This window comes from Dorea sp. YH-dor226 (assembly GCF_039832105.1).
GTDB lineage: Bacteria > Bacillota > Clostridia > Lachnospirales > Lachnospiraceae > Dorea_A.
In genome coordinates this window covers 15,386-37,493 of record NZ_JBDOHS010000016.1, presented here as the reverse complement: position 1 = coordinate 37,493, position 22,108 = coordinate 15,386, and the positions used below count along the sequence as shown (strand labels likewise).

At 43.4% G+C, this 22,108-nt stretch carries 23 protein-coding genes and 2 pseudogenes; 7 read left to right on the top strand and 18 right to left on the bottom strand.

From position 1 onward, the window contains the following. Positions 1-65: 65 nt before the first annotated feature. From mobV to ABE547_RS12145, 3 genes are all read right to left on the bottom strand, one after another. Positions 66-1,010, bottom strand: coding sequence for a MobV family relaxase (gene mobV, locus ABE547_RS12155; RefSeq protein WP_002334814.1), 945 nt, complete (start codon positions 1,008-1,010; stop codon positions 66-68). Positions 1,011-1,193: 183 nt separating this feature from the next. After that, positions 1,194-1,589: a replication initiator protein A gene (locus ABE547_RS12150; protein WP_002588752.1), complete on the bottom strand. Its 396-nt coding sequence runs from the start codon at positions 1,587-1,589 to the stop codon at positions 1,194-1,196. Between the two features lie 111 nt (positions 1,590-1,700). Next, on the bottom strand, positions 1,701-2,114 hold the full coding sequence (locus ABE547_RS12145) for a cysteine-rich VLP domain-containing protein (protein ID WP_002588751.1): 414 nt from the start codon (positions 2,112-2,114) through the stop codon (positions 1,701-1,703). 338 nt (positions 2,115-2,452) lie between these two features. Here ABE547_RS12145 and ABE547_RS12140 point away from each other — a divergent pair, with 338 nt between their 5' ends. The 3 genes from ABE547_RS12140 to ABE547_RS12130 all read left to right on the top strand — a co-directional run bounded on the left by ABE547_RS12140 (position 2,453) and on the right by ABE547_RS12130 (position 4,872). Continuing rightward, a complete protein-coding gene (locus ABE547_RS12140) occupies positions 2,453-3,256 on the top strand; it encodes a helix-turn-helix transcriptional regulator (protein WP_002334816.1) in 804 nt (267 codons plus the stop codon). A gap of 28 nt (positions 3,257-3,284) precedes the next feature. Continuing rightward, positions 3,285-3,830 carry an AAA family ATPase gene (locus ABE547_RS12135; protein ID WP_001071501.1) on the top strand — a complete coding sequence of 182 codons (546 nt, stop codon included), beginning with the start codon at positions 3,285-3,287 and terminating at the stop codon, positions 3,828-3,830. 175 nt (positions 3,831-4,005) lie between these two features. Beyond that, entirely contained in the window at positions 4,006-4,872 is an 867-nt protein-coding gene (locus ABE547_RS12130) for an aminoglycoside 6-adenylyltransferase AadE (RefSeq protein WP_001255868.1), read from the top strand. On the opposite strand, the gene ABE547_RS12125 is transcribed toward ABE547_RS12130, so the two are convergent. The 5 genes and pseudogenes from ABE547_RS12125 to ABE547_RS12105 form a co-directional block, all read right to left on the bottom strand. Then, positions 4,821-5,231, bottom strand: a complete 411-nt coding sequence (locus tag ABE547_RS12125) for a hypothetical protein (RefSeq protein WP_002334817.1) — start codon at positions 5,229-5,231, stop codon at positions 4,821-4,823. The genes ABE547_RS12130 and ABE547_RS12125 overlap by 52 nt on opposite strands. 251 nt (positions 5,232-5,482) lie before the next feature. Beyond that, positions 5,483-5,608 (bottom strand): annotated as a pseudogene (locus ABE547_RS12120) (helix-turn-helix domain-containing protein); the annotation flags it as partial. Between the two features lie 75 nt (positions 5,609-5,683). Beyond that, complete coding sequence (locus tag ABE547_RS12115) at positions 5,684-6,703, bottom strand: ADP-ribosylglycohydrolase family protein (protein ID WP_347379034.1); 1,020 nt, start codon at positions 6,701-6,703, stop codon at positions 5,684-5,686. 211 nt (positions 6,704-6,914) lie between these two features. After that, the gene (locus ABE547_RS12110) at positions 6,915-7,130 is read right to left on the bottom strand and encodes a hypothetical protein (protein ID WP_347379033.1); all 216 of its coding nucleotides are present in this window, start codon (positions 7,128-7,130) and stop codon (positions 6,915-6,917) included. A gap of 53 nt (positions 7,131-7,183) precedes the next feature. Then, a complete protein-coding gene (locus tag ABE547_RS12105) occupies positions 7,184-7,306 on the bottom strand; it encodes a hypothetical protein (RefSeq protein WP_347379032.1) in 123 nt (40 codons plus the stop codon). Between the two features lie 140 nt (positions 7,307-7,446). Between ABE547_RS12105 and ABE547_RS12100 the strand changes: the two genes are divergently transcribed. Continuing rightward, positions 7,447-7,992 (top strand): helix-turn-helix transcriptional regulator, encoded by a 546-nt coding sequence (locus tag ABE547_RS12100; RefSeq protein ID WP_347379031.1) that lies wholly within the window; start codon positions 7,447-7,449, stop codon positions 7,990-7,992. A 497-nt stretch (positions 7,993-8,489) separates the two neighbouring features. Here ABE547_RS12100 and ABE547_RS12095 read toward each other — a convergent pair whose 3' ends face one another. Both ABE547_RS12095 and ABE547_RS12090 read right to left on the bottom strand, forming a co-directional pair. Next, positions 8,490-8,723, bottom strand: coding sequence for a hypothetical protein (locus ABE547_RS12095; protein WP_347379030.1), 234 nt, complete (start codon positions 8,721-8,723; stop codon positions 8,490-8,492). Then, positions 8,723-11,389, bottom strand: a complete 2,667-nt coding sequence (locus tag ABE547_RS12090) for an ATP-dependent RecD-like DNA helicase (RefSeq protein ID WP_347379029.1) — start codon at positions 11,387-11,389, stop codon at positions 8,723-8,725. Before ABE547_RS12090 ends, ABE547_RS12095 begins: the two co-directional genes overlap by 1 nt. 195 nt (positions 11,390-11,584) lie before the next feature. Between ABE547_RS12090 and ABE547_RS12085 the strand changes: the two genes are divergently transcribed. Next, entirely contained in the window at positions 11,585-12,313 is a 729-nt protein-coding gene (locus ABE547_RS12085; protein WP_347379028.1) for an NAD(P)H-dependent oxidoreductase, read from the top strand. A 53-nt stretch (positions 12,314-12,366) separates the two neighbouring features. Here ABE547_RS12085 and ABE547_RS12080 read toward each other — a convergent pair whose 3' ends face one another. The 5 genes from ABE547_RS12080 to ABE547_RS12060 all read right to left on the bottom strand — a co-directional run bounded on the left by ABE547_RS12080 (position 12,367) and on the right by ABE547_RS12060 (position 16,965). Continuing rightward, entirely contained in the window at positions 12,367-13,614 is a 1,248-nt protein-coding gene (locus ABE547_RS12080) for an aminotransferase class I/II-fold pyridoxal phosphate-dependent enzyme (RefSeq protein WP_347379027.1), read from the bottom strand. Between the two features lie 204 nt (positions 13,615-13,818). Then, positions 13,819-15,465 (bottom strand): RNA-binding domain-containing protein, encoded by a 1,647-nt coding sequence (locus tag ABE547_RS12075; protein WP_347379026.1) that lies wholly within the window; start codon positions 15,463-15,465, stop codon positions 13,819-13,821. 202 nt (positions 15,466-15,667) lie between these two features. Next, positions 15,668-15,916: a hypothetical protein gene (locus tag ABE547_RS12070; protein WP_347379025.1), complete on the bottom strand. Its 249-nt coding sequence runs from the start codon at positions 15,914-15,916 to the stop codon at positions 15,668-15,670. Then, positions 15,913-16,413, bottom strand: a complete 501-nt coding sequence (locus tag ABE547_RS12065; RefSeq protein WP_347379063.1) for a hypothetical protein — start codon at positions 16,411-16,413, stop codon at positions 15,913-15,915. The genes ABE547_RS12070 and ABE547_RS12065 overlap by 4 nt, the downstream gene beginning before the upstream one ends. A gap of 78 nt (positions 16,414-16,491) precedes the next feature. Beyond that, a complete protein-coding gene (locus tag ABE547_RS12060) occupies positions 16,492-16,965 on the bottom strand; it encodes a GNAT family N-acetyltransferase (RefSeq protein WP_347379024.1) in 474 nt (157 codons plus the stop codon). Between the two features lie 363 nt (positions 16,966-17,328). Here ABE547_RS12060 and ABE547_RS12055 point away from each other — a divergent pair, with 363 nt between their 5' ends. Both ABE547_RS12055 and ABE547_RS12050 read left to right on the top strand, forming a co-directional pair. After that, positions 17,329-18,507, top strand: coding sequence for an iron-containing alcohol dehydrogenase (locus ABE547_RS12055; RefSeq protein ID WP_347379023.1), 1,179 nt, complete (start codon positions 17,329-17,331; stop codon positions 18,505-18,507). Between the two features lie 472 nt (positions 18,508-18,979). Next, on the top strand, positions 18,980-20,587 hold the full coding sequence (locus tag ABE547_RS12050) for an IS1182 family transposase (protein ID WP_347379022.1): 1,608 nt from the start codon (positions 18,980-18,982) through the stop codon (positions 20,585-20,587). Between the two features lie 293 nt (positions 20,588-20,880). Here the strand turns inward: ABE547_RS12050 and ABE547_RS12045 are convergent. The 3 genes and pseudogenes from ABE547_RS12045 to ABE547_RS12035 all read right to left on the bottom strand — a co-directional run. Further along, a pseudogene (locus ABE547_RS12045) lies at positions 20,881-21,256 on the bottom strand (DUF1349 domain-containing protein); the annotation flags it as partial. A gap of 206 nt (positions 21,257-21,462) precedes the next feature. Beyond that, positions 21,463-21,777 carry a type II toxin-antitoxin system RelE/ParE family toxin gene (locus tag ABE547_RS12040; protein ID WP_347379021.1) on the bottom strand — a complete coding sequence of 105 codons (315 nt, stop codon included), beginning with the start codon at positions 21,775-21,777 and terminating at the stop codon, positions 21,463-21,465. After that, a complete protein-coding gene (locus ABE547_RS12035) occupies positions 21,767-22,060 on the bottom strand; it encodes a type II toxin-antitoxin system RelB/DinJ family antitoxin (protein WP_347379020.1) in 294 nt (97 codons plus the stop codon). The genes ABE547_RS12040 and ABE547_RS12035 overlap by 11 nt, the downstream gene beginning before the upstream one ends. Between the last annotated feature and the right edge of the window lie 48 nt (positions 22,061-22,108).

Genomic DNA, 22,108 nt, shown 5'->3' with positions numbered 1-22,108 from the left:
CCTCCATATTCAGTTTTCAAGGTACAATGCCGCACAGAGGCGGCGAAAATTTCTGCTTATATCTATCACCTTTCCTTTACCGTGTGCCGCTGCTGACGTTTCAGTTCCGCCAGTATATCCGGCGGGATACGGTCAACCAGCCGCTGTAAATTGTCCAGTTCGCTTTTCAGCTTTGCCCGTTCCATCGTATCTTTCATCTTTCCTTTTTCGCTGGCCTTTGCCCTTGCTTCCAACTTCTCATTCTCCGCCAGCAGGTCATTGATTGTGACCTTGTACTTTTTCAACTGCCCGGAGAAATTCTCCATCTGCGGGAACCACTTTTTCAGCATGGAGAGGGCTTCCTCTTTTTTCTTTCCGGCGTTCAGCGGGTTAATGCCGTCCAGTGTGGCTTCAATGGCTCTTGCCTGCCGGGAGAGGGAAACCGCCTGTTTGAAAAGCCGGGTGGGGATATGCTTCCGGCCTGTCCTGCTGGCGCTCTCCCCACGCTCCAAGTCAGGATATTTCTCCACCATATAGGCGTGAAAATCGTCCTGCCACTTCGTCAGGTTTGCCCGGTTGCCGATAATCTCCTTTGCACACAGGCGGTTGTCCTTTGTCAGCGGAACAAAGGTCAAATGCAGGTGGGGCGTTTTCTCGTCCATGTGTACCACCGCCGACACGATATTTTCCCGTCCTACCCGGCCAATGAGGAAGTCCGCCGCCCTCTGGAAAAACGCCTGTATCTCCTTTGGGGATTTCCCCTTGAAAAACTCCGGGCTGGCAGTTACCAGCGTATCGACAAACCGTGTGCTGTCCTTGCGGGTTCGGCACCCGGCCTGTTCAATGCGGTTTTGAATGAAATGATAGTACCTGCCCTCTGGCTTGACGATATGAAAGTTGTACTTGCTCCGGCTTGTGTCAATGTCGGGGTTGCTGGCGTATTGTTCTTTCTGTCTTTCGTGATGGGCTTCCAGCGGCCTTGCCGGGTTGCCCTTGTGCTTCTCAAACCGCAAAATTGCGTGTTGTGCCATTCTGCTCCTTTCCCCATTCCTTTCCTATCCGGGGTTTTCCACAGGGAAAATCCCGCAGAAATTAGCTCGGATAGGATTGGAATGGATAGAATATAAATAAATCTTTTTAATCTTTGTATTTCTATATACCGTCCGGTTTTCGTACTTCCGGGGAGTGATTTCCTCACTTCATAAGTACGGTTTTCAGCCCTCCGGCGTACCAGAACCGGATTTCTTGAAGTCGGTGTTTGGAACCGCTTCATAGGATTTTGGGAAAATGCGGTTGGGTTTTCCACAGCCCTGCTTCTGGATCTCCACCAGCCCGGCGTATTGCAGTTCCCGCAGGGTGTTTACCGCTTTCTGCCGCCCACAGTGGAGCAGGTCAACCACCTCGCAGATGGGATAGTACAGATAAATCCGTCCGCAATCATCCGCCCACCCATTCTTGCGGGATAACTCTGTCCGGCGCAGGATAAAGGCGTACAGAACCTTTGCCTCGTTGGACAAGGGCTTGAATGTGGGGGCTTCAAAGAGGAAATTCGGGAGCCGGGTGAAGCTGAACGCCTTTTCCGGCTGATGGATATAGATGGTATTTGTCATAGTGCGTTTTGTGGACGGTTAGAAGCCCGTTTTCCGGGGCGGGCGATACTTTATACCACCAGCCCCGGTTTGGGGCTTGCGAAGCCTGATAAATCAAGGCTTTTTTCGCTCCTAACTGTCCACAGCAGACCTCCTTTTCCGTTCACTTTCTGTTTTCTGCCGCCTGTGAACTCTGGCGGCACAGCCGGGGCAGTATTTTGCCCGGTTGGATTTGGGGACGAACACACCGCCGCAGACCTCACAGCGTTTCAAGTCCTTATCCCGGAAAATCTCCGCTTCCAGCGTCCCGTCCAGCGGCAAGACCGCCCAGCGGAACCACTTACAGCAGACCGAGAAAGAAATCGTCTGCGGACAGGTGCAGGTGTCCCCATCGTCAAGGACAATGCAGTTGCCGTCCTCACAGCAACAGCACTCCCGGCGTATCAGGCTGGCCGCCTGTTTTCTCTGCGCCGGGGTCATGCGGTAAAGGGAACCGTCCGGCCTGCGTTCCAGCGGCGGCAAGTCTTTATAGGGGTTATCTCTCATGCGTTCCCTCCATTTTGCTTTCCGTTGCCGTTCTCCCCGAAAAGGTTTCCTGCCCCATTCCTGCGGCGTGTTCCGGCGTTGGCACGCTCCTCGCAACTTCGGGACATTTTGTCCCGAAGTCCGACTCCTTGCGGTGCTTCCCCAGCCGGGGTATTCCTTTTCGGACGGTCATTCTGTTTTCAAGGTGCCGTCCATCGATGAACTACCCTAAGTCTACACGAAAAAAATGCAATTCCCGGAATATTGCGAGAATTGCATTTTGATGAAGTTTACACTTTGGAAATTGCATTTTTGCAATCATTCTGTATAATGGAAGTATGCGGAGGAGGTGCGTATCTATGGCTTTACCCGGAACGCCCGGACAGCGGATTTCCGATTTATGCAACGGGAACCACATCACACAAAAGGAACTTGCGGAGAAGATAGGCGTTTCCGCTTCCCAGTTGAGCCGCATTGTCAGCGGCGAAACAAGAACGGTCAGCAGTGATATTCTCATAGGTGTGGCAAAGGAATTTAAGGTATCGACAGACTACATACTGGGCTTGTCTACCGTGAGCGTTCGTAAAAGCTACGATATTTCTGAATTAGGCTTGTCCGAGGGAGCCGTGAGGGGGCTTGTGACGGGTGCTGTTGATGTGCAAATCCTCAACCGCCTGTTGGAACACAGGAATTTTCCTAAGCTGATAGATTTGATACGGATTTATTTTCAGGATACGGCGGCAAAGGGCATAACAGCAAGAAACCAGCTTATCGAGATGGCAACGGCTTCCCTGTCCGACCTGATGAAAGAACACCCGGAACACCGGGCAGAAGCGAAGCAGGATTTACAGCTTTTGAACGCCCAAAAGATAGGGGAACATGAAGCGGAGATTGAAAAAATCAAAAATGTGTTCCTGGCTATCCTGCGGGACATTAAGAAAGACATTGACAACGGGGAACAGCCGGGAGAAGCTGTGACCGCCGCTATGTTCCAAGCCATGCGGGACGCACTGGCGGAACAGAAACAAAAACCACTTTCCATTGACGATGTAACGGCGATGATAGCTGGACAGATCGGACAGCTTACACCGATGGATAAAGAAACTGTTGAAATGTTCCAGCAGTTTGCGAAGAAGATGATTGAGCAGGCAGGAACAAAGTGATAAATTTGAATTGTGAGGGAAAATACAGATGAATCAAGGAAGAATTATTGTGATTACAGGCTCACCGGGGACAGGAAAAACAACAACTGCGTCAATTGTCGCAAAGGAATCAGATATGGATAAATCAGTGCATATGCACACCGATGACTTTTTTCATTACTTAAGCAAAGGCGCAATACCACCACATTTGCCAGAATCCAACGAGCAAAATCTGGTTGTCATTGAAGCCTTTTTAGAAGCTGCAAAGCGATATGCTCGTGGCGGATATGATGTAATTGTAGATGGGATTGTCGGGCCATGGTTTTTGGAGCCATGGAAAGCTCTTGCCCAAGAAGATTACGAGGTACACTATATTGTATTAAGAGCGAGTAAAAAAGAAACTATGAAGCGAGCTGTGGAACGCTCAAAATTAGATAGAAAAACAAATATTGAATTAGTGGAAACAATGTGGGAGCAATTTTCCGGTTTGGGAGTATATGAATCAAATGTCATAGACACAACTACATTCACAATTAAAGATACGGTTTCCGCAATAAAAGAAAGAGTTGCATGTGGGACGTCTTTACTATCTTAGACATTCCCATTTGTCAGGAAGATAGCAAAGCCAGCCGAGCCAGTCAACGGTCAAGATGAACGGCGCATTTCATGCGCCGCCGTTGACAGTCCCGCCCGTCTTTGCTAAAGGGTAATCAAGGCGGGAAAGCCCTAAAATGGCTTCACACCTATTTCAATAATTGGAGGAGATAAAAATGAGATCAGAAAAGGAAGTTTATGATATTGTTTTGAATTTTGCAAAAACAGACAAACGCATTCGCATGGTTACTTTGGAAGGATCTAGAACAAATACAAATATTCCGCCTGATGATTTTCAGGATTTTGATATTACTTTTTTTGTTACGGATATGGACAGCTTCACAAGTGATGATAAATGGCTAGATATATTTGGTGAAAGGTTGATTCTGCAAAAGCCGGAAGATATGGAATTATTTCCAGCTGTAGAAAAGGGATTTTCATATTTAATGCTGTTTACTGATGATGTTAAGATAGATTTAACTTTGCTGCCGCTGGAACTGATAGACGAGTATTTTACATGGGATAAACTGGTAAAGTTACTGTTGGATAAAGACAACCGTATCGTAAAGCCGCCAATACCAACGGATATAGACTACCACTTGCAGAAGCCTACTCAAAGAATGTTTGACGATTGCTGTAATGAATTTTGGAATACTACAACATATGTAGTAAAGGGCTTATGCCGCAAAGAAATTCTTTTTGCTATTGACCATATGAATGATATAGTACGAAAAGAATTGCTTCGCATGATTTCCTGGCTGATTGGTATCAAACAGGGATTTCATTTCAGTTTGGGAAAAAACTATAAATTTATGAAGCAATATGTCCCAGAGGAATTGTGGGAACGACTTATGTCCACTTATAATATGGATTCCTATCCCCATATGTGGGAATCCTTTGAACAATGTATGGCATTGTTCCGGGAGGTTTCGTCAGAAGTGGCATGCCAGTTGGATTACCAGTATCCACTATATGATGAAAAAATCAGTAATTATGTGATTCGGCAAAAGAAAAAATATGGCATTGAAGATGATAACAAATAAAATTTTTTCAATCGAAAAAATTTATTTTGATTATTCAATTTTGAAAAACTGAATACCTCAAAATCAGAAAGAGAGCGGCCAAGCACTTTGAGGGATTGGCCGCCTTGTCCACCCATCCAGCGGGACAGCGGGCGGAGGTCAAGGCCGGGTGTAAACCCGTTCATTTCAGCCTTGACGGTTGCCCGTTGTCCTGCTACTTTTCCGGGAGTGTGGCCACAACTTCGGGACACTTTGTCCACAAGTTGGAGCGTAGGACGAGGAACTGGGGCTTTCATATACGCCCTGTCTGCTGATGAGTCCAGACCTGCGCTTGCGGCTCCACGCCACGCAAGCACAGCCCTGTTTTCCTGCCGCTTCAAATGCCCTTGCCCTCCCCGGCGGCAACGGCATTTTCACGGCAACGCCGGCAGAGCGTATAACACACTACACTTTGCTTCGCAAAGTCGTGTGCCAAATGGGGGCGTTGCCCCCTTTGGAAACCCCCACAAGAAAAGGCGGTACGCTACCCCTCCACGGGGCGCATACCGCCTTTTCTTGTTATCCAGCCCTCCGGCTGTATCGGTTGAGCAAAAGTCCGCGTGGGATTGATGTGGTATCTTTAACTTTGGGAAACTCCTCGCTCCCATTTCGAAACCGACTTATCGCTCATTCCCAGTTTTTCTGCTAATTGTGCCTGCGTTAATCCAAGAGACTTTCTTTTTGATGCGATATATTTTCCAATCTTCATAAGATCCATAACACAGCCTCCTCTCTCACAGGTACAGCATACGCACTATTTCCGCCACACAACACCCCTTCAAAGTAGAATTTTCTATTCCGGTGCTTTTTCTGACAATTCAGCAGCCATCCGTTCAATGACTTCACGCATTTCCAGATCCTGTATATATTTTTCCGGTATCCCGTCATATCCGAGATATGCGCCAAGAATATTTCCGGTAATCGCTCCCGTCGAATCACTGTCTCCCTTATGATTCACCGAGGCACATATTGCCGCATCAAAATCCTGCTCATGCTTTAATGCGCAATAAACCGCGATCGCCAATGCCTCTTCTCCAACCCATCCTTCTCCCAGCTCATGAATGGCATCCAGATCAGACATCTCTGTTTTTGACAGATGAACCGCTCTTCGCATCAGCGTTTCGAACACCTGGTTAAAGCCTTCAAAGTCCGGATATAACCCCGGAACGACATCAATCATATCTTCCACTGCCTCCAGCAGGGACATATCCGGGTTATGACAGATTCTCTGAATGATGTGAACCAGCCCCGCAGCTGGCAAAAATCCCAGCGGATGCCCATGGGTAATCGCTGCCGCTCCTGCTCCCATACTGTCTATCTCTTCTATCGAAAGTCTCTCTGTTGTATAGAATAAGCCAATCGGTGCAACTCTCATGACACCGCCGCATCCTTTACTGTTGTTCACCGGTTCATAGATGCCTCCCATCTCTTTCCCTTTAAGTGCGTTCAGACAGGTAATTCCCGGCGCACGCCTCGCATGCATTTCCGGAATCTCATACAGCCAGGTCTTTGGTTTTATATTGCCTCTTTCCTGCGTCATCAGCCATTCTCTACATGCCTGATACTGTCCGCATATAAACGATGTATAATCTTCCGGATGATCGGCAAGCAGAATTCCCGCTGCAGTAAAAAGTGTCATCTGCGTATCATCGGATATCTTTGCTTCTCCGTCTATCAGACTATATTCTCTGATGCCGGCCTCTCCATATACATTAGATATCTGCTTTTCTCCCCAGAATTCAACCGCATATCCCAGCGCATCTCCTGCTGCCCCACCGATCAGACATCCCAGAATCTTCTGCTCTGCTTTCATACTCTTTTCTCCTCCTGTTATTCTTCCATCCATTCAATGTAATCTGCTTCACACGCAAATAACTGATAACTTCCATCTACATATCCCATATAACCGTTTTCTGTATTATATCCTTTCATTAACGACCTCTCCTTTGCCTGATTCTGAGTGATTTCCCTTTATCTAAGCAATAGGATAAGCCATCAGGTGTCTTATAAAAAGGACACCAGGTTTACTGTCTTGACATAAACAGTGATACAATCCCAACGATAAGCAGGACCGGAAATGCGAGGTAAATCAGTCCGCCAACTACCATTACGATCAGAATTACCGGCAGCAGCACGATCGTTAATAAAAATCTGGATATTCCCCAGGCCGCCTTAATCCCAAAGAAAAACAATTTTCCAAATACCCATATCATACAGATTGCAAATAATAATGTTAACATATCTTTTCTCCTTCCCACCGGACATTCTCGTCCGGCACAGTCTATCTGATTTTTTATTTTTCCTTTTCCAGTCGAAAATATGACTTATCTCTGATTCCTATTCTTTTGCTGAACTGCGGATTCTTTTCCATCTTTTCCATCATCCGGATCAGCTGCATTCTTTTTCTAATATCCATATCTCCACCGTCCTCCTGCTTTTGCTTGTCGGATCGCCATACTTCCAGTATAATAACATGTATATTATAAATACACGCCTGATAAACAGAGTTAACACCGTGTATTTCTCTGTTTTTTGAGAAATAAAGAGGAGACGATTATGGGAAAACAGTCAACAAGAAAAAATAAAAATATCTATCAGCTATGCCGGGAAGAGCAGGGACTTACCCGAGAAAAAGCCAGTGAAAAGATGACCGGCGTCTCTGCTTCCAGAATTGAAAAAATCGAATATGATCTGCAGGATCCCACCCCTTATGATGTGATCCAGATGGCAGACTGTTATAAGCGTCCGGATCTGTGTAATTACTACTGTTCTCACCGGTGTGCCATCGGAGCACGCTATGTACCGGAAGTTGAAGTTGCAGAATTATCCAATATCATCCTTGAAACCATTGCCAGTCTCAACGACATCAATCCTCTTACCAACCGTCTGATCCAGATTGCCCGGGATGGAAAGATTACCGATGATGAGATCCGTGACTTTGCATTTATCAGCAGGAAGCTGGATGAAGTATCTCTGGCAATTGATTCTCTGAACCTGTGGATTGATAAAACAGCCAGCGAAAATAACATCAACATCGATCTTCTGAATGCCGAAAAAGAGAAGCTCTCCGCCGGTACCGGGTTTAATAGTTCTTCAGCATAGTGGAGACCAATCCGCCACCAAACATATCCCAGAGCCCTGTTTCCGGCATCAATTGCTTCTATATTGCTATTACTAAAACACAGAACGAAAGGCTCTGCATGCCACCCCTCTGTGTGTCAGGCCTACCCAACTCGCGAAAGTTTGCTCTAAAGCAGATAGATTCCTTCCAACTACTCTTTCTATCCGCTCATTTTACACCTTAAATTTGATTCGAAGCAGATAGATTTCTTCCAAATCACAGTCCTATCCGCTTATTTCTCTTCTATAACTTGATTTACAGCGTATAGTTTCCCTCTTTCTTCGCATTCTATCTGCTAAAACCACTTCTATATTCCATTTATCCTTGATTTATGGCAGATATATCTTTATAATTCGCTCTTTCTATCTGCTCACCCCACTTTTCTTCTTGGTTTACAGCAGATTACTTCTTCCTTTTTTCATATTCTATCCGCCAAAATAATTCTAAATATCTCCAATTCAGAAAAATATATTTCATTTTAATCTACATGCTTCTCATCATCCAGCACCCCATAGATCTGATACAGGGAAAGCATATTCTGATACTGCAGTTTATTTCCCATGAGCTGGCGGTATGTTGCTGTCTTTTCTTTTCCTTCTTTTTTTAACCGACCCATTTTCTGATTCATATCTTCATAATTCTTCTGTACTGCTTCCAGCATGGTTTCAAATGCCAGTAAACGCTTCTCCAATTCTTTTTTCTGCTCCATCATTACACCTTTCCTTTCATCTGCCGGTGAATCCATTCCATGATCACATCTACCACATACGCCTGTTCGCTTTCTGTCATTTCCCGTCCCTGCGGAATGTGATGCCATTTTTCCAGGCATCCGCGACAGCAGGTGCCGGTTGCATGCTGTGCGATAAAAACCGGATGCCCGCGCATCGGTGTCTGCTTTCCGTCATTGTGCGGTCTGGCAGGCGCCAGGCGTTTTTCGACAAAATCCTTTGCATGACTTCGGATCGTATCCATTCCTTTTTCAGATACATAATATCGGTCATTGGATTTCAGAGAAAAACTGCTGCGAAATCTCGACTGCGACAATCGTTTCCACAGATTTCCTTCATATGCCGCCGGGCTCTCCGATAACACAGATGGCTGAAGACTTCCTTTATAGACGATCATCTTCTCCTTTTTCTGTACCGCCTGCTGCCCGGCCTCCATCGATTCCCGGCTGTCCTCCTTCAGACGGTCTGCCAGTTTTGTGTTGCGTTCTGTAGTTGTTTCATTTTTTATTGCATAATATACTGCCTTCCTTTCACCGATCAGCACTAGAATCTTTTTTGCCCTGGTGACACCCGTATAGAGCAGATTTCTTTGGAGCATCACATAATGGCTCATGGTAAATGGCATCACGACGATCGGATATTCGCTTCCCTGAGACTTGTGAATCGTAACCGCATACGCAAGTACCAGTTCATCCAGCTCTGTTACATCATAGACGACGTCTCTTCCATCGAAGCTTACGATCAATTCCCGTTCTTCTGTATCTACTTTTATAATCGTTCCGATATCACCATTGAATACTTCTTTCTCATAATCATTCCGAATCTGCATCACCTTATCATGCAGCCGGTACTGTGTGCCTCCTCTGCGAAGACACAGACTGGTCGGATTCATGGCTTCCTGCAGCACCTGGTTGAGATTCGCCGCCCCACAGATTCCCCGCTGCATCGGAGTCAGAACCTGAATATCCCGAAACGGATCTACATGATAATACCTCGGAAGATTCTTTGTACAGTACTGAACCAGCGTCTCTACCACTTCCTCATTCGTATCTTTACTCGCGAAGAAAAAGTCAGATTCCTTTCCGCCGCGCATATCAATGGCTTCTCCTTTATTGATACGGTGCGCGTTCATAATAATGCGGCTTCCCTGTGCCTGCCGAAAGATCCTTGTCAGGCGCACCACCGGAATCCGCCCGGAATCTATCATATCCTTCAATACATTTCCTGCTCCAACACTCGGAAGCTGATCCGTATCTCCCACCAGGATCAGAGTCATATGTTCCGGAAGCGCTTTCAACAGATTGTACATCAGCATGATGTCCACCATGGAACATTCATCCAGAATCAGAACATCCCCTTCCAATGGATGCTCTTCGTTCTTCTGATAGCCTTCCGGCGGCTTATATTCCAGCAGACGGTGAATGGTCTTCGCCTCCATTCCCGTGGCTTCCGACATGCGTTTCGCTGCTCTGCCGGTCGGCGCCGCCAGCAGGATCTTACAGCCCGCAAGCTGATAAGCCGATATGATCCCCAACGTAGTTGTCGTTTTTCCGGTTCCGGGTCCGCCGGTCAGGATCATGACTTTGGAAAAAATGGCCGTCCGTACTGCTTCCAGCTGTATCTCATCATAGACAATGTCAGAACTTTGTACCACCTTCTGTATAATGATCTCCGGATCCATGTTAATCTGTCTTGCGGCAGATATAAGCCCGATCAGCCGCTTCGCACACCCGCTCTCCGAGAAATAAAATGGCGGCAGATAGATCGCTTCTTCGTCTTTTATCACGTCTTCCGACCGGAGCATCTCATCCAGCGTGATCTCCAGTTCCGGTGTCTCTACTTCTAACAGCTCCGCCGCTGTATGGATCAACTGTTCACGGACCGCATAGCAATGCCCACTTTCAGACAGTTTGTTCAATGTATACAGAATTCCGCTTCTCAGACGTATGAACTTTCCTTTCTCCAGCCCCATCTTAGCAGCAATCGCATCTGCGGTTTTGAATCCGATCCCCCAGATATCATCTGCCAGCCGGTATGGATTCTCCTTGACGATCTGGATACTTTCACTTCCATAGGTCTTAAAGATTCTGGTTGCATGAGTCGTACTGACTTCATGGCTCTGAAGAAACAGCATGATATTCTTGATCTCTTTCTGTTCCTGCCAGCTGTTCTTGATCCGCTCCACGCGGACCTTCCCGATCCCTTCCACCTTGATCAGTTCGTCCGGATTCTCTTCAATCACATCCAGTGTATCCTTCCCGAATTTCTCCACGATCCGCTTTGCAAACTTTGGCCCCACACCCTTGATCAGTCCGGAACCAAGATATTTTTCAATACCATATACAGTAGCAGGTAACGTCTCCTCAAACTTCTCCACGGCAAACTGCCTCCCGTATCTGGCATCCATTTTCCACATGCCTTCCAGCAAAAGAACAGAACCCACATGGGTATCCGGCATAATCCCGACAACCGTCACAAGATCATTATAATTTTTCACCGCACACTTCAGTACCGTGTAACCATTTTCTGTATTCTGATAAGTAATCCTCTCTACAACACAGCGCAGACGCTCCATGTGATATTCCTCCGTTCCGACAGCTTCTCTTTCCACAATTTTATACTGATTTGCACCGCCCTTCAATGCATACATGAAAAAATATGTATGATCCTCTCCGTTCTTTCCTATAAAACAGACACAATCCACTATAATACCTGCCTATCTGAATCTAATTATTCGGTCTATAATAAAGGTACATCAGATACATACGACCCGATCCGGCATTCCGGCCGGTTTTCCTGTGTAATATACGTTGTAAAGAAATATTAGAAAAGAGGAATTTATACTATGAAAACAGTAATCATCCACGGACAAAGTCATGAAGGCAGCACCTGCATGGTGGCAAGAGAGGTTGCAGAAAAAACAGGCGGAGACATTCGGGAATTTTTTCTGCCGCGGGATTTTAACCAGCCATGTCTCGGCTGCTTTACCTGCTTTCAGACGGATTTATCCAGATGCCCGCATTATCAGGCACTTAAGCCTTTGATCGACGCACTTCTTGAGGCAGATCTGCTGATACTGGAAAGCCCTGTCTATGTCTATCATGCCACCGGTTCCATGATGAATTTCCTGGACCACTTCGGAACCTGGTGGGTCGTTCACAGACCCCTTCCGGAAATGAGCAAAAAACAAGCCGTCGTCATCAGTACTGCTGCCGGAGGCGGCATGAAAAGCACCGTTAAGGACATGGCTGACAGCCTTGAGATGTGGGGAATCAATAAGATCTACAAACTCGGCATCGGAGTACAGGCAACCAAACCGGAAGAAATCCCGGAAAAGATCCTTCAGAAAATTCATAAAAAGACAGACCGGATCGCACATCAGGTTCAGATCCACGCAGGAGAACGCGGATATAACAGAAGGGCAAAAAAATGGTTTACCCTGATGCGTTTTGCACACATGCATTTTCCGCCGGCGGAGCCGGATTACGGATACTGGGACAAAAAGGGCTGGCATGGAAAAAAACGGCCCTGGAAATCCCCACTGCAAAAAAATTTCTTTTTTCTTCTGCCATAAAAACACCTCCTGCATCCCAAAGATGCAGGAGGGCATATATTTTGCAAGCCATACTATGCAGTTTTTCTTCCGATTCCTCTTACTTCTCCCTGCTTATATCCGTCCAGGAATTCACCCATCCGCTTCACAGCGTCCGCAAGCACTTCTGCCTCCGGCAGCATTACGATTCGGAAATGATCCGGATCCTGCCAGTCAAATCCGCTTCCCGGAACCAGAAGTATATTGGTTGCGTGAAGGAGATCTCTGGCAAATACTCTGTCATCTGTGATGTGGAATTTCTTCACATCCAGTTTCGGGAATATATAAAAGGCGCTGTTATTTTTTACAAATGAAATTCCATGAATCTTTTCCAGCTCTCTTACCGTTGCCTCTCTCTGTTCATAGATTCTTCCTCCCGGCCGAACCATGGATGCCGGTGTTTCCATATCGTCCAGAGCCGCCGGAATAACGATCTGTGCAAGCGTATTCGCACACAGCCTCAACGAGGTAAGCTGAATGATTCCCTGTCTGTAGTCTTCTGTCAGATGTCTTGGTCCGCTGATGACCATCCATCCGCAGCGATAACCACATAAGCAATGTGACTTGGAAAGACCGTTCATCGTTACCACCGGAAGGTCTTCCGCAAGGGATGCCAGCGATACATGCTCCAGTCCGTCCATCACCAGTCTGTCGTAGATCTCATCTGCAAACAGAAGAATACCAGCTTCTCTTGCCACCTGTACGATCTCTTCCAGTACTTCCTTCGGATACAGAACTCCTGTAGGATTATTCGGATTGATGATTACCATCGCCTTCGTCTTTGGTGTGATCTTAGAGCGGATATCCTGAATATCCGGATACCAGCCTGATTTTTCATCACAGACATAGAATACCGGCTTTCCTCCTGCAAGATATACGGAATTCCCCCAGATGGAATAACTTGGTGTCGGCACAAGAACCTCATCTCCATCATTTAACAGAGGCATAAGAGCAAAAGACACGACTTCACTGACACCATTTCCGATGAATACATCATCCGGTGTAATGCCTTTGATTCCTTTCGACTTCTCATATTCGCAGATCGCTTCTCTCGCTTTTGGCATGCCTTTAAAATCACAGTATCCGACTCCATCAGCCGTATGAGTTTCCAACGCACGCTCAATACTTTCCGGCTGTTTAAATCCAAAAGTTGCCGGATTACCCGTATTCAGCTTCAGGACATCAATTCCCCTTGCCTGCATGTCCATCGCTTCTACAAATAACGGTCCTCTGATATCAGAGTGAACCATTTCCATTCTTTTTGCTCTTAAAATCTCCTTCATATCTTTTCCCCACCTTGTCAGAAAATAATTTCTTTATCTGTCCTTATCATACGACCGGCGGGTAATATAATCAAATATCTATAATTATATAATTATTATATCATTTTAACTATATAGCAATTCCGTTTGCATCCAATATATCTAACGCTCAAAGAGATGCGTTAGCGAGTGTTAGACGAGTGTTAAAAGCATATTTTAATGCTTTCAATTGCCACAATAACGATATTTTGCATATCGACCTTTATTAATAGGTTCCAGAATATCGTTATCAACCAGACTCTTCAGCAATCGATATGCCTTATTTTCATCTACATGCAACAATTGTACAACATCTGCTCTCGCAATATACTCATTTGATTTCGCCATATTAACAATAAGCTCAGGATATCTAGTCTCATCTATATCCACTTGACGAACATAGCCTATTTTTTGAGATTTCGTACTATAAACTTTTGGAGATAAGATATAGGTCCTATTGCGACCACTTCCATAGATATCTACAATTCCACTCTCAATAGCTGAATCAAGAATATTTTTTGTTGCAATTTCTGATAAATTTACCGATGCCGCAATTTGATCGATTGTAGATTTCGGCAAGTCTTTTAGTGCATTTAAAACCATCAATGTGTTTAACGAAAGTGGACGACCAAGTTTATTTTGTTCATTTGACACAAGCTTTGCAATTTGAGGATCTGGCTTACTTCTCGGAATAAACAAAGAAACTGTAACGGAAGTAGATGCGCTATAATCTGGAAGCGGATTTCCATAAATTAAAGAGCCTTCGTATATTCTATCAATACCTCGTCCTGTCTTTTCAGCTAAGCCAATTCGTTTCAGCGCATCAGCGATTTGAGGGTTACGTCCATGCGGTTCTGCAGTAAGCAAATTATGAATAGAAACACCTTCGATAAAACCACCAGGATTGGCAATCGTTAACCCTTCATCGTTGATAGCAACACGTACTCGTCCCATTTTTGTATAGTCACGATGGCTAAATGCATTTACAATCGCCTCGCGAAATGCTCTTTTGTTAAAATCCGGAACGGGGACACGAAAAAGCCCCATTTCAATCTCTTGTTCAGGATTCCATGCCTCCATATATGTGTTTATCTTATCTATTGTAGATAATAATGGCAATGACATATCGTCATTGACTCTGACTTCTGTGCCGACCAATACCTGAAATGATGCTGCATGTGTTGGAATATGCTTTTTTATTGCTACACGTTTTCCAATAAACAATAATCCCGTAATTGTTGGAATTAACATATCATTCAATTCTCTAACAAATCCCAACGCTTTAAATAATTCTTCATCTGATAAATCCACCAATGATTTATCACCATTATAAGCCATAATCAAACTACGCAAATGCTCTATCTCCACCGGATCAAAGTCTGATAATGTAGCCTCTGTCACTGGCATTGCAGAATAATCCAACATACGTAAATCAGACAAGCGTGTCGCAAATTCAGACGGATACATTGGTACATTTTCAGGTGTTCCATCCGCTTTTATTCTTCGACGAGAAACCTTTCCCGATATAGTTGCAACAATTCCACTATACGATTTTGGAACCGTAATCTTTAATACCGGATATATATCATCTATTATTTCTGCCCGAATTGAAACAGGCGGAATGGTATTATTAGCAATATATGCACTTAATGTAGTAGGATTTTTGTGTGCCTCATGCACCCCAGTGACTTCACCGGAATCTTCAATCCCCAGATACAAATCGCCACCTTCTGTATTCGCAAATGCGACAACAGCATCAAAGATATCTGAATCAGGGTATTTCTTTATATCACTTTTAAATTCGATAGTTAATGTCTCTTTTTTAGGTAACATTCTAACACCTCCAACGCCATTTTAACACTTAAAAGTGTTGGAATCAATATTTTTAACGCGCATATGTGTTGTACACATTAAAAACTGTTGTATTTATAGTATTACCCAGTTCCCACTACATTTGCTGAATAATGCCATAATTCTTCCTGCAGATGATCGTATGCAGGAAGACATCATAATATTTCCTCTATCATTGATTTATTTATTCCCTTTCATCACAAAAGCGAAAATACATTACCCAGAACAAGATTCCCGCCAATGTTAACGCACATCCAAGCCCGGTATAAAACACTGCAATAAATACATCCGGTACCAATCCGGAACTGCGAAGCCAGATTCCTCCGCCCATCATAACCGCCATAATGCAGTATGCCTTGATATCAAAGAAATGCCATACCGGGCGAAATTCTTCCTTGTATCCCTTGATTCGTTTTGTATGCTTTATGCTCATTTTATAAAACATCCATCCAAAAGCAACAAAATCAAGGACCGATTACTTCCTTTCATTGCCCGATATCCAATTAAGACAACCCATACATAGGCACAGGTTTTTGGGATCATCAGCATACCGACCGGCGGCACCGGATCTGCAAACAGGACGACCGGGATATAGCAGGCGAAGCTTATGACTACTGCAAGCCACAGAAAACGGAATGCTTCATCCTGCTCTGCCTTCGCGCTTCGATAGAACAGAATCACGATTATTACACCGAGAATTGTAAACGGGATATTGCGGAAAATGCCCCATGATAACGGTGCCTCTGCGCTGGTCCATGCATTTTGTGGCATCAGACACAGAACGATACGTAAAATCGCCAATCCCCATACCGCGATTGTAAGTCCTTTTTTATTCTCTGCCTGATAACGGATATGCCATACATAATAGAGTAATACATAGAACAGCGTCATTGTGACAGATGTAATCATTTTCCCAATGCCAAGTGCCATCGTAAAATGACTCAATCCGGCTGTGCAAAGCGCAATTGCTCTCGGTATAATGGACCCCACGCTCTTGAATATTGCTGATTATAATCTACAGATCATAATGTACTCTTCATCATTTTCATCAATGATTTCAAAACCCAATTTCTTATACATACGAACGGCATAATTTCTCTTTTGAACAGACAATGATGCTTTCTTATATCCTTGTTTCTTAAGTTCTAAAAGCATTCTTTTCATCAATTCTGTTCCAATGCCATAATTCCTATACTCTTTAAGAAGAGAAATAGCAAATGACGGAGTTTCGTCATCAACATGTCCATAATCGTCCATAATGCGAACCCACACTGCTCCCACGATCTTCTCCTTATATTCAGCCACATAACAGATATCGCCTTTTTTCCTGCCAAAATCTGTTACATATACTTGTAATTCCGGTTGTTTTATTATCTCATACGGCGGAGCATCAGCTCCATCAGGAATAAATATCGCTTCATACAAAAATGTATTTAATATGCTTATTTCGTTCTGTTTTAATTCTCTTATTTTATAATCCATGGAAATCTCCAATTTAAAGTTCTATCCAATATCGTTGAATGATACCACTCTCGCCAAGTCCTACATCATCAGGTACCTCATTTTCCAGTACTCCACCATTTGTAATTATTGTTTTTCTTGAAGCTTCATTCATTTTATCACATGTGAGCAATACTCTCTTTTCTCCAAATAATTCTCATCTTTGTTCATATTATACTTATCAAACCGAAACACATCAATGCTTCACTTCGTTTTCACGAAACAAACGAAAGAATGTTTATCCTGTCTTTCCCCATTTGTTTTTATAAGATATAATAAGTGATAGATATTTCAAACACGAATGTTTAAGATACAAATCTCTATGATGATCGAAGGGGGTACTTTATGCAGAATAACTTTATTTTTGGAGAACATGGAACAGTCGGTTATTTTGGAAAAGATGTTGTTGCCGAACATTTGCCAAAGCTGGCCGCTCAGTATGGGGAAAATGTGTTGCTTTGCTATGGCGGAGGTTCTGTTAAGAAAAATGGGGCATATGATGATGTAATGACTGTATTAAAAGATACCGGTAAAAAAGTCACCGAATTCAGCAATATTCCATCCAATCCAACCTTAGATATGGCATACGAAGGAATTGCCCTGGCGAAGAAGATTCACGCAGACCTTATTCTGGCAGTCGGAGCAGGCAGTGTAATGGATATGTCCAAAGCGATTTCTATCGGGGCTGCTACCGATCTGGAAATCTGGGACAATTTCTGGATTGGCGATACTCCTATTGATTTTGACCCCGTTCCGTTGGGAATGGTTGTGACCATGCCGGCCACAGGCAGCGAATCGAATGGGTGTGCCGTTTTAACCAATACGAAAACAAAGATAAAATGTGATAAAAACCATCCGGAGAGTAATGCAAAATTTGCATTGATGGATCCGACTTATACATTTACAGTTCCGAAAAGACAGCTTTTAGCCGGTACATTTGATATTCTGAGTCACGTTATGGAAGCGTATTTCAGTGAACCTGTGCAGGATAATCTGTCTGATGATATTTCAGAGGCAATGATGAAAGAAATAATCCGCGACCTGCGTATCTCGATCCAGAACCCAATGGACTGGAATGCACGCAGTAATCTGATGTGGGTTGATTTTGTCATTGGAAGCCGCCTGATCAAGATGGGAAAGCTGACTGATTTTCAGTGCCACAACATGGAACACCAGCTGAGTGCATATAATAACTGTGTGCACGGCGAAGGACTGGCCGTTCTGCATCCGGTATATTATCGTCATATCTATAAGGCAGGCGCTGCAAAGTTCGCCAAATTTGCGAAAAATGTATGGGGACTGAATCCATCTGATTATGAAACTGAAGAAGCGTTGGCAGCTGCAGGAATAGAAGCACTTGCGGACTTTATTAAAGAAGTTGGTCTGCCAACTACATTAAGAGAAATCGGATATACGGAAAATGATGATCTCAAGACAATTGCAGAGTCCTGTTTTATCAGCAAAGGTTCCTTGAAAATCCTTGATTTTGATGATATTTCAGAAATATATAAAGAAGCACTTTAATCCAATACGCCACTAAAAAATTATGTAACGGATACCGTATTAAAACGCTTCCCCAAATTCAAGTTTTTGGGGAAGGTGTACACATGGCATTAAGTAGAAAATTGACTGTGGTAAAAAATACTTGAATTGAGGTCAATGAAATATGCATTGAAAAATGACTGTAATCATGAAAACCTGAATTGCAGGCACCCAAGTAAGCAGAAATAACTGACTGTAAAAGCGAAAAAGTCAACTAAAGTCAACTAATAAGCGCAGGAAAATGACTGTAATTGGAATAATTTAAATAGCAGTCATTCAAGCCTCAAAAAAAGGGCGACCGTAATTGAAATAATCTAAATAGCAGTCATTCAAGAAGTGAAAGGGGCCGTTGCAAAATAGATGAATAATCATCTATGAAGCAATGGCTCCATCTTTATGTCTAAAAATAGAAAAGCAGGCTCCGAAGAACCTGCCATCCATGGTATAATAAGATATGCCTAATAAATTAAAATACCACAAAAATTATACCGAATTCGGCGAGCCTTATCAACTGGTTTTGCCATTAAATTTGGAAGGTTTGGTTCCTGATGATGATTCTGTTCGACTGCTGAGCCACGAATTGGAGGATTTAGATTACAGCTTGCTGTATCAGGCTTACTCTGCCAAAGGCAGAAATCCGGCAGTGGATCCCAAGACTATGTTCAAGATCCTGACCTATGCTTATTCACAGAATATTTATTCATCAAGAAATATTGAAACAGCCTGTAAACGTGATATCAACTTTATGTGGCTGCTTGCCGGACAGAAAGCTCCTGATCATAGTACGATCGCCCGGTTTCGGACAGGATTTCTAGCAGATGCCTGCGAGGACCTGTTTTACCAAATGGTCCGCCATCTGGCCCAGGCAGGTGAATTGTCAAAGGAAACTGTATTTATAGATGGAACCAAACTGGAAGCCTGTGCCAATAAATACACATTCGTATGGAAAAAATCTGTTGGAAAATGGGAAGAAAAGATGTTCCGGAAAATACAGGAAGCGGTCACCCTGCTGAACCAAGAGTACATACAGTCTTTCCATGTATCAGAAGAAACCAGGGCGCAGGATCTGCAGAAGATCTGCCGGTTTCTGGAACAAATATGCGAAGAACAGCATACTGTTTTTGTACATGGAAGAGGGAAACGCAAAGACCAGAACCAACGGTATCTGGAACTGTTCCGTCGTTTTCTGGAACGTCAGACCACCTACGACTGGCACACAGCCAGCTTTCAGGGAAGGAATAATTATTGTAAAACAGATCCGGATGCTACGTTCATGCATATGAAAGACGATCACATGAGAAATGCCCAGCTAAAACCGGGATATAACGTACAGATAGGTGTAGACAGCGAGTATATTGTTGCAGCGGATATCTTTCAGGATCGGAATGATGTTTGGACGCTGGTGCCATTTCTGAAAACAATGAGTGAGAAGTTAGGGTTTCGTTATCCAAGTGTGACTGCGGATTCTGGTTATGAAAGCGAAGAGGGTTACACATACCTGCGGGAGCAGAAACAAAAACCGTATATCAAACCGCAGACCTATGAGAAATGGAAAAAACGCAGTTTTAAGCAGGATATCAGCAAACGGGAAAATATGGGATATGATGAAACAACAGATACGTATGCATGCCATGCCGGAAAGGCGCTAAAGTCATTATTCATAAAAAAACAGAAAAGTAAAAGTGGATATGAATCAGAAGTAACGGTTTATGAATGCGAGGACTGTACAGGTTGTCCCCATAAAGAAAAATGCACCCGTGCCAAAGGGAACAAGCGCCTTTATATCTCCAAAAGTTTTTTGGAAAAACGCCAGGAATCATATGAAAACATCTTGAGCGAAAAAGGAATAATATATCGAATGAACCGATCTATCCAGGTGGAAGGAGCATTCGGAGTCCTAAAAAATGATTATGAATTCCAAAGATTTCTGCTTCGCGGAAAAACCAAAGTAAAACTGGAGATTCTTCTGCTGTGTATGGGATATAATCTCAATAAACTGCATGCAAAAATACAGAATGAGCGGACAGGAAGTCATCTGTTTCCATTGAAAGAAACTGCATAACAGCCCACAAAAACAGCCGCCTTATTAAAGTACGCAAAAAATCCGAAAAGAATCAACTTTTTAACTTATGATTTTCTCTTCTTATCAAATATCCCTCCTGTAGGGCGGCCAATATAGCAATAGTGCCATCAATCATATCCGTAAATCCAGCCACTAAATACAAAAAATAAAATATGGGAGAAAGGACCGGAACAAATAATAAAAATATGCTACATAGTATTCTACAACCTGTTATAATGTTTGCCATATACGCGTCCTTTCAAATCCCAACTGATCAATTCCAACAAATCATTTTACATTTGACATTCCATCAATTTTATATCAGTAAATATCGCTTTGAACGATGAATTTTCCGGGCTACATGCATACATGCCAAATCTGATTCTATCTGCCCCCTCCCACATATGGCAGACTCTCATCTGTTTAAAACGAATTCCATCTTCAGAACATTCAATGCAATAGTCATCCTCACGTCTGCTGAAGCGATACCACATGGATTTAATATCTGCGCTGATTTCTGTCGTTGCCCAGTCAGAATATCCTCTGTTTGTCACAACACTTCCCAGATGCTGATACTCTTCGTTTTCATATTCTACGGAACATTTTAACCAGTTTTCACTGTTCAGGCACATTATCATTTCTGAAATGATAATATGTCCTCTGCCATAATTTTCCCCTTCTTCTTACTTTTTCTCTGAAAGATCTTCATACATAGCCGAATCCTCTATTTCGGTTACAAAGAGCATCGGCTCAGCTTCATCATACGATATTTCCTGATTCATTATACCATCCGCACCGCAACATTTCTTATAAAGAGAAAAAGGCCATCTATCGTCTTCACGGTAAATGACCATCCCTAAGAATCCCTTTTTCAATTAAATCATTTTGTTCTCATAATCCTGTAATTCATGAAAAATATTATCTACAAATACAATATTCTCAACAATTCGATACAGCAAAAAATACCGGTGTGAGAGAAAATTTATCCTTCGATATCCTTGTTCTTTTAATCGAGGATTATCACACGGTTTCAAACTTCCTGCGACAATTTTGAGGCTCCGAATGGTAGCCTCAAAATCATCAAGAATATTTTTCGCCGCCTGATCACTTTTTTTATCCATAAGCAAATATCTGATGTATTGATTTAGATCTTCTTCGGCATCTGCTGTTACGACTACTTTATATTCCATACTTCTCCCTCATCTCAGCAATAACCGAATCCGCAGATCTATAATTCCCCTTTGATGCAGATATTCTTGATTTCTCCAGTTTCTCCAACATCATTTCTTCAGACATAGCAGCATATGGATTATGCTCCACCCGTTTTATTTCAAATGGAAAACCGTTATTTGCAACAGCCTGTGTCAAAAACATCCGGATTGCAGAAGTGGTATCTGTTCCAAGATCTTTAAACAACTGATCTGACTTGCTTTTTAACTCATCATCAACACGTACTTGAATTGTACTAGCCATCCTTTATTCCTCCATCTCTTTTTTATTATTATAATACGGAATCATTGC

Coding starts and splice junctions, on each gene's coding strand:
- ABE547_RS12150 (WP_002588752.1), bottom strand. CDS start 1,589: ATGACAAATACCATCTATATCCATCAGCCGGAAAAGGCGTTCAGCTTC.
- ABE547_RS12080 (WP_347379027.1), bottom strand. CDS start 13,614: ATGAAGGAGATTTTAAGAGCAAAAAGAATGGAAATGGTTCACTCTGAT.
- ABE547_RS12110 (WP_347379033.1), bottom strand. CDS start 7,130: ATGTTAACATTATTATTTGCAATCTGTATGATATGGGTATTTGGAAAA.
- mobV (WP_002334814.1), bottom strand. CDS start 1,010: ATGGCACAACACGCAATTTTGCGGTTTGAGAAGCACAAGGGCAACCCG.
- ABE547_RS12095 (WP_347379030.1), bottom strand. CDS start 8,723: ATGATGGAGCAGAAAAAAGAATTGGAGAAGCGTTTACTGGCATTTGAA.
- ABE547_RS12070 (WP_347379025.1), bottom strand. CDS start 15,916: ATGAGCATAAAGCATACAAAACGAATCAAGGGATACAAGGAAGAATTT.
- ABE547_RS12055 (WP_347379023.1), top strand. CDS start 17,329: ATGCAGAATAACTTTATTTTTGGAGAACATGGAACAGTCGGTTATTTT.
- ABE547_RS12090 (WP_347379029.1), bottom strand. CDS start 11,389: ATGTATGCATTGAAGGGCGGTGCAAATCAGTATAAAATTGTGGAAAGA.
- ABE547_RS12105 (WP_347379032.1), bottom strand. CDS start 7,306: ATGGATATTAGAAAAAGAATGCAGCTGATCCGGATGATGGAAAAGATG.
- ABE547_RS12140 (WP_002334816.1), top strand. CDS start 2,453: ATGGCTTTACCCGGAACGCCCGGACAGCGGATTTCCGATTTATGCAAC.
- ABE547_RS12115 (WP_347379034.1), bottom strand. CDS start 6,703: ATGAAAGCAGAGCAGAAGATTCTGGGATGTCTGATCGGTGGGGCAGCA.
- ABE547_RS12035 (WP_347379020.1), bottom strand. CDS start 22,060: ATGGCTAGTACAATTCAAGTACGTGTTGATGATGAGTTAAAAAGCAAG.
- ABE547_RS12050 (WP_347379022.1), top strand. CDS start 18,980: ATGCCTAATAAATTAAAATACCACAAAAATTATACCGAATTCGGCGAG.
- ABE547_RS12135 (WP_001071501.1), top strand. CDS start 3,285: ATGAATCAAGGAAGAATTATTGTGATTACAGGCTCACCGGGGACAGGA.
- ABE547_RS12085 (WP_347379028.1), top strand. CDS start 11,585: ATGAAAACAGTAATCATCCACGGACAAAGTCATGAAGGCAGCACCTGC.
- ABE547_RS12100 (WP_347379031.1), top strand. CDS start 7,447: ATGGGAAAACAGTCAACAAGAAAAAATAAAAATATCTATCAGCTATGC.
- ABE547_RS12145 (WP_002588751.1), bottom strand. CDS start 2,114: ATGAGAGATAACCCCTATAAAGACTTGCCGCCGCTGGAACGCAGGCCG.
- ABE547_RS12040 (WP_347379021.1), bottom strand. CDS start 21,777: ATGGAATATAAAGTAGTCGTAACAGCAGATGCCGAAGAAGATCTAAAT.
- ABE547_RS12060 (WP_347379024.1), bottom strand. CDS start 16,965: ATGGATTATAAAATAAGAGAATTAAAACAGAACGAAATAAGCATATTA.
- ABE547_RS12065 (WP_347379063.1), bottom strand. CDS start 16,413: ATGGCACTTGGCATTGGGAAAATGATTACATCTGTCACAATGACGCTG.
- ABE547_RS12075 (WP_347379026.1), bottom strand. CDS start 15,465: ATGTTACCTAAAAAAGAGACATTAACTATCGAATTTAAAAGTGATATA.
- ABE547_RS12130 (WP_001255868.1), top strand. CDS start 4,006: ATGAGATCAGAAAAGGAAGTTTATGATATTGTTTTGAATTTTGCAAAA.